The 5,133-nt window shown below is 71.7% G+C and carries 5 protein-coding genes; all 5 read right to left on the reverse strand.

Going from position 1 to position 5,133, the window contains the following annotated elements; all coding sequences use genetic code 11:
* A partial coding sequence (locus tag ACFE8Y_RS20620) for a YcaO-like family protein (RefSeq protein WP_375466238.1) occupies window positions 1–1,432 on the reverse strand: 1,432 nt, incomplete at its 3' end.
* 16 nt (window positions 1,433–1,448) lie between these two features.
* On the reverse strand, window positions 1,449–2,447 hold the full coding sequence (locus ACFE8Y_RS20625; RefSeq protein ID WP_375466239.1) for a Gfo/Idh/MocA family protein: 999 nt from the start codon (window positions 2,445–2,447) through the stop codon (window positions 1,449–1,451).
* Window positions 2,447–3,631, reverse strand: coding sequence for a methyltransferase domain-containing protein (locus ACFE8Y_RS20630; protein WP_375466240.1), 1,185 nt, complete (start codon window positions 3,629–3,631; stop codon window positions 2,447–2,449). The genes ACFE8Y_RS20625 and ACFE8Y_RS20630 overlap by 1 nt, the downstream gene beginning before the upstream one ends.
* Window positions 3,632–3,662: 31 nt before the next feature.
* Complete coding sequence (locus ACFE8Y_RS20635) at window positions 3,663–4,592, reverse strand: hypothetical protein (protein WP_375466241.1); 930 nt, start codon at window positions 4,590–4,592, stop codon at window positions 3,663–3,665.
* A partial coding sequence (locus ACFE8Y_RS20640; RefSeq protein WP_375466242.1) for an inositol-3-phosphate synthase occupies window positions 4,592–5,133 on the reverse strand: 542 nt, incomplete at its 5' end. The genes ACFE8Y_RS20640 and ACFE8Y_RS20635, both read right to left, overlap by 1 nt.

Genomic DNA, 5,133 nt, shown 5'->3' on the forward strand with positions numbered 1-5,133 from the left:
CCGGGCGCAGGGTCTCCGTCGCGGTGCCGAAGCGGATCAGCGGATGGTCGCGCGCGATGAGCTTTTGCGTATTGCGTTCGCCAATCCGGTAGTAGCTCATGGTCTCGACCTCGAGCCCCGGCACGATCGCCTTCACGACCCCGACCGCCCCGCCCGGCGGCGAGCAATCGACGTAGAGGATATCGAAGCCCGCCTTCTCCAGCCGCTCGCAGGCGATTCGTCCGCGGGCATGGCCGTCCGCGGCCGGCGTGGTCGGCAAATCCAAAAACTTCTTCGTGCCTCGCTCGGAATAGACCGTGTCCTTCAGCACGTCGCGCAGCGCGTCGGCCGGCAGCTCGATCCAGTCGAGCATCGCCTTCAGCGCCCGGCTCTCCTCCAGGTCGAGGCTCGGCAACGCCTTCCGGATGAAGCTCTGGACGTAGCCCGCCGGCGTGACCCGCTCGGCGAAGGCCAGCGGGCCGTGGCCGAAGGCCTTGCGAACGCGCGCCGCCTGGAACTCCAGCAGAGCCTTGCGCAGGGCCCGCTCGCGGTCCGGGTCGCAGGCCTCGCCGCAGGCCGAGAGCGCGATCGGCACCGGCGCGTCGGCCGGGTTCCGGTCGTAGCCGACGACGTAGAGGTTGGTCAGCCCGAACTGGTCGGTGGCGAACTTCGGCAGGGCCCTGATGCCGAGTTCATCGAGCCGCGCGAGCATCGCCGCGGTCTCGGGCCCGAGTCCCTCCGACACGTCGAGCATCACGCCCTGGTCGAGCGCCCGGAACAGCAGGCCGTTGCCGTCGCGCTGGAGCAGTTCGAGGACGCCGTGGCCCAGCGCGAACGGCACGTCGGGGCCGGCGCCGAGGCCGTTGGTGATCAGGTTGGTGAACGGCCGGTAGCCCTCCGACAGCTCGAAGTAGTCGGTCGCGGCGATGTCGAGCGGCATCAGCACGATCTCGCCCGTCCCGTGACGAGTCGCCGCCGTCCATTCGAGCACGGTGTCGCGGCCGACGGGCGAGCCGGCGGGCAGGCAGAGCGTCAGCGGGTCGGCGACGGCGCTGGCGCCGTAGACCCTGACGAGGTCGTGATAGCTGCCGCGCTCCTTCTCCCGCGGCATCACGGCGAGCGACGGCATCAGGTTCTCGGCGATCTCGGCGACCGCTCCGATCAGCGCCTCGTCGTCGGTGGCGCCGTAGCCGATGCCCGAGGGCATGGCGCCCACGAAGAACGGGTCGTCGAGGAACAGCGAGACGAACCAGACCGGCACGCCGGTGCGGTCGAGCGGCGCCAGCGGGAAGCCGACGATGCGGCCCGGCGGCAGGATGTCGAGGTAGGCGCGCACCGGCTCGGGCAGACTCCCGGGCAGGCCCTCGATCACGCGGGGGGCACCGAAGCGGTAGGCGCGCGGCGCCGTGATGCGGGGATCGCGGGCCCGGTCGTCCTGATCGTTCTCGCTCACGTGTCGGTCCGTTTCCTCAGGCCGCTCGGCCGTACGCGCGGGCGATGAGCCGCATGGTGTGCAGGTCGCGGGCAGCCGAGTAGGCGTCCCGCTCCGCCGGCCGGCGGAGCGCCGAGCCGAAGGCCCGCACCTGCTCGGTGAAGGGGGAGGCCTCCGCGTCGAAGGCGAGGGCTTGCGACGACCCGGTCGCGCCGTCGGTGAACGTCACGCGGCCGCCGGCCGTCTGGCCCATCGTGTCGATCGCCGTCAGCAGGCCGCGCGTGCCGACCACCTCCAGGCGGCGGCGGGGCAGTGCGTCCGGGCAGTTGTAGGCGACGTTGAGGCTCGCCAGCACGCCGCTCGGCGTGCGTCCGATCAGGAGCGCGCCGTCGTCGACGGCGTAGTCCTGAGCACGGGCCTGGGTGAGCGCGGCGATCTCATGGATCGATTCGCCGAGCAGGAAATCGACGAGGTCGAGGCCGTGGGGGGCCAGATCCATCAGCGCGCCGCCGCCGGCCTTGCCTGCGTCGATGCGCCAGTTGTCCTGGCCGGGGCAGGCCGCCCAATCGCGCCCGAGCCAGCAGGCATAGACGATGCGGATCGCCGTGACCGTGCCGAGCCGCCCGTTGCCGATCGCGGCGCGCATCGCCCGGTGGCCGGGATGATGGCGCTGGTCGAACGCCGTCCCGTAGAAGGTCCCGCGGACGCTCGCCGCCATGGCCTCGGCGTCGGCGAGATCGGCCGCCATCGGCTTCTCGCACAGGATCGCCCGGCCCGACGCGGCGATCGCCTCGACGGCGGCCCGGTGCCGATGGTTCGGCGTCGCGACGTAGACGGCCTCCACATCCGGCTCGCCGAGGAGACCCGCGAGGTTCGCATGCGCCCGCGCCCCCTCCGCCTCGGCCGCCGCGCGGGAGGCCGCGCCCGGATCGCACACCGCCACCAGCCGGTGGCCGGCGGCGCGGATGCCCGGCGCCATGTAGTCGCGCGCGACCCAGCCGTAGCCGACGATGCCCCAGCCGACGTCGTCGCTCATCACCAGCGCTCCGGCAGATCGACGAACTCGCGCCTGCGCACCCGGTCGGTGTCCGGTCCTGCGAGGTCGCCCGTGTACGCGATCGTCTCCGGCCCGGAGACGTGCAGCGGGTAAGTGACGCATGGGGCGTACTCCGCCGCGTAGCGCTCGGAGGGCCAGCGAATCCGGTAATCCTCCGGGCCGTCCCGGCTGTAGAGCGGGTTGAGGGTGAGGCCGGTCCCGGCGCGCGGAAGGGTCAGCCCGTCGATCACCGAGCGCGGCGCCGGGCGCATGCCGGGGCCGGCGACGACCGAGAACGCCTCGCAGGCCCGCAGCTCCGCGGGCTCGCGCGGGCTCGGGGCGCGGGCCTCGACGAGAGCCCGGGTCAGCTCCGCGTCGTCGTAGACCAGGGCGTCGGGGAACAACTCGGCGATCTCGTCGGCCGAGACCGCGCGGCCGGCCGAGAAGCCGGGCCGGGCGCTGTTGTGGATGTGGCTCACGGCGAGCCAGCCGTCGTCGCCTGCGTTCTGGCGCAGGTTGTCGAGGAGCGCCGGCTTGTCGTCCAGGAAGTAGAAGGCATCGTTGCACACCACGAGGTCGACCGGTGCGCCCGGGATCGGCCAGTGGGCCGAGCCGGCATCGAAGCAGACGAGTTGCGCCCCCGCGCCGACGACCCAGTGCCGGGCGAGCCAGAGCTTGGCGAAGACCACGTCGGCCCCCGCGACCTTGCAGCCGCGGCGCTCCAGATCGCGCAGGTAGTGGCCGATGCCGCAGGCGAACTCGAAGACGCAGACGGGATCGTTCCAGTGCGCCTCCAGCAAAGACAGGCCGGCGAGGTAGGTCGGATCGCTCCAGCGATGCAGGAAGTAGTCGCCGATGCGGCCCCAGCCGAGGAGGCCGACGGCATCTCGCAGCGACGCGGTGGCGCGGGCACCGACCAGCCGATGAAGATCGGCCGGGTCGGCCGGCGGGCCGGTCCACCAATCGTCCTGGTCTGCGAGGAGCGCGACCAGGGCCGCATCACCTTCGCCCGCGTCGAGGTGGGCGAGCACGCGGCTGACCAACGCTGCACGCCCGACGCGAAGATAGGGAATGCCGTCGATCACCGGCCAGCGAGCGTCCGACCCGCCGTCGCGCAGCGAATGCGACGTGTCGGACACGAGCGGATGGCCGGTCTCAGGCGATCGAAGGTCGAAGGGGATCATGGGATTCTGGAGGCCGTCGCGGCGCGCGCGGTCACGGGATGCGCATGTCCGTCAGGACACGATCGTGAAATTGCTTCACCGGACCGGCATGGACGAGCTCCATCTCGTCGAGCACCGTCTCCATGGTCAGCGAGGCGGCGCGCAGGTGCTGCGCGATCTGCAGGACGCGGTCGATGCCATCGGCCGCGTGGAAGGCCCGGCCCTCGGCGGTGGCATCGTCGGGGAGCACGGCGCGGGCCCGCTCGACCGTCGCGCGCAAGTTCACGTCCAACTCCTCGAGCGCCCATTGCGTCGTGCGGACCATCATCGGCGCGAGGTGTCCGCCGAGGAGCATCTCGCCGGTGAAGCCGGCATCCGGCATCGCGGCGTTGTGGAAATGGTGCGCCATCGCCGCCAGGAACACGGTGGCCGGATCGGCCCGGTAGAACGGGCTCAGCACCACGCCGTAGACCGCCACGACGAGGCAGTGCTCGGCGTGGTTCTCCGGCGGCTCCAGAAGGAGGCGGGCCCGGCCGGGACGGGTCACGCCGGCGCGCGGCTGCTGCGCCAGCGCGGTGACGAATCCGGGCAACGGCCCGAACCGCCGCTCCGGATGGCGGCGCAGGCGATCGCGCAACCGCGTGCGCAGTTCGTCGTCGAGACGGTCGGTGACGGCGTCGAACCCGGCGACCAGAACCTCCGAGGCGGCGGCGTCCGGCAGGCCGACGGCGGACAGGAACGCGGCGTCGAGGTCGCAGAGCCGGGTCGCGGCCAGCGCAGTCGCCGTCACGTCGATGGCGACCTCCTCGGCCGGGGTGCCGCCCGTGAGTGCGCTCCATCCTTGCGCGAACAGCCGCTCGGCGATCGAGCCGGCGCGCCCGGCCGACCGGACGCGCTTGAGATCGTTCATCTCGATCAGGAGGTCGCGGAGTTCCGCGGGCGCGGCGGGCCCCGCGGCGCCCGCAGGACTGCCGGCCGGCATCAGTGCGCGCCGAGCCAGTCGAGGAGCATCTTGCCCTGCTTGCCGAAGTCGTGCTCCGGCCCCTTGCCGTTCCGGACCATCGGCGCCTTGAAGAAGGTCGAGAGCTGCTCCTGGACGCCGCCGTCGCCGCGCTTCTTGGCGAGATCGAGGACGCGGGCGATCTCGATCACCAGGGGTGCTGCCAGGATCGAGTCCTTGCAGAGGAAATTCACCTTGATCTGCATGCGCTGGCCCATGAAGCCGGTGACGTCGATGTTGTCCCAGGCTTCCTTGTCGTCGCCGCGGGGGCGGTAGTAGTGGATGTGCACCAGATGGTCCTCGACCGGGTAGCCGAGGATCGAGTCGAGCACCGTGCCCTTGGTGTTCAGCTTCGACTGAAGCGAGTTCGGGTCGTTGAGGGCGAGGCCGTCGCGGTTGCCGAGGATGTTGGTCGAGAACCAGCCGTCGACGTGCAGCGCGCGCGCCTTGAAGGCCGGCGCCAGCACCGTCTTCATCATGGTCTGGCCGGTCTTGCCGTCCTTGCCGGCCACCGGCACGTTCA

Origin of the sequence: uncultured Methylobacterium sp. (assembly GCF_964242245.1) — a bacterium.
In the GTDB taxonomy this organism is placed as follows: Bacteria; Pseudomonadota; Alphaproteobacteria; order Rhizobiales; family Beijerinckiaceae; genus Methylobacterium.

Excerpts from the sequence above, each read along its gene's own strand:
- ACFE8Y_RS20625 (WP_375466239.1), bottom strand. The coding sequence starts at position 2,447 with ATGAGCGACGACGTCGGCTGGGGCATCGTCGGCTACGGCTGGGTCGCG.
- ACFE8Y_RS20630 (WP_375466240.1), bottom strand. The coding sequence starts at position 3,631 with ATGATCCCCTTCGACCTTCGATCGCCTGAGACCGGCCATCCGCTCGTG.
- ACFE8Y_RS20635 (WP_375466241.1), bottom strand. The coding sequence starts at position 4,592 with ATGCCGGCCGGCAGTCCTGCGGGCGCCGCGGGGCCCGCCGCGCCCGCG.